This window comes from Buttiauxella izardii (genome assembly GCF_003601925.1).
Taxonomy (GTDB): Bacteria; Pseudomonadota; Gammaproteobacteria; order Enterobacterales; family Enterobacteriaceae; genus Buttiauxella; species Buttiauxella izardii.
Window position 1 is genome coordinate 1 of the sequence record NZ_QZWH01000086.1, and the last position, 970, is coordinate 970.

Here is a 970-nt window from a genome sequence, read left to right on the forward strand (position 1 = left end):
CTGTTTGCGATCAATATTCCACTTGGCATTATTGCTTTCTCGCTCGCCCTGCGCGTAGTGCCGCATAATCCAGCGTTAAAACGTGAACCATTTGATTACGCAGGCGCATTGTTATCGGCCATTGCGTTAGGCGCGTTGGTGATGGCTGCTGATGCTTTCACGCATGCAGGAAATAATGACCTGAAAATAGCGATAGCGTTCGGCGGCACCGCCATTATCAGCGGCCTGGCGTTTATCTGGGTTCAGCACCGCGCCACCAAACCGCTGCTCCCGCTCAACATTTTTGCCTCTTCGCGCTTTTCGCTGGCAGCACTCACTTCTCTGGCCTCGTTTGTCAGCCAGGGCATTACGTTTATCGCATTGCCGTTCCTGTTCCAGAGCGTTTACGGCTACAGCGCGCTGGTTTCCGCACTGCTTTTCACGCCATGGCCTATCGGGATTATCCTTGCCGCACCACATGCCGGACGCTTAGCCGACCGCTATTCGCCCGCAATTATCTCAACGGTAGGTTTAGGTGTTTTTGCGATAGGGCTCGCATTGCTGGCGATGCTGCCGGAACACGCTCAGGCGTGGGATATCTGCTTACGCAGCCTGATATGCGGCATCGGTTTTGGCTGCTTCCAAAGCCCGAACAACAGAGAAATGCTGTCCAATGCCTCGCGTGAAAACAGCGGCTATGCCTCAGGCGTGCTGGCAATCATGCGCACCTTTGGCCAGTGCCTCGGTGCGGCTTTTGTCGGCGTGTTTATGTCGATTTATGCGCAGAACAGCGCAGTGCATATCAGCCTGTGGATAGCGGTGATTGCAACGGTGTTAGCTATCGTGCTGAGTGTGAGCCGGTTGCGGGGATATAAATTAGCGGCGGGATAAAAGAATATTTAAGGTGCGACGTTTTAGATGACTTGCCAGAACCCTTTCTTTGTCGCCCCGACTCTCTGAAGCTTTCCAGCCTCCTGAAGGTATTTTGATA

General features: G+C 53.4%; 1 protein-coding gene. It reads left to right on the top strand.

Annotated elements, in window-relative coordinates; genetic code table 11:
* A partial coding sequence (locus D6029_RS22340) for an MFS transporter (protein ID WP_120066847.1) occupies nt 1–870 on the top strand: 870 nt, incomplete at its 5' end.
* Nucleotides 871–970: the final 100 nt, after the last annotated feature.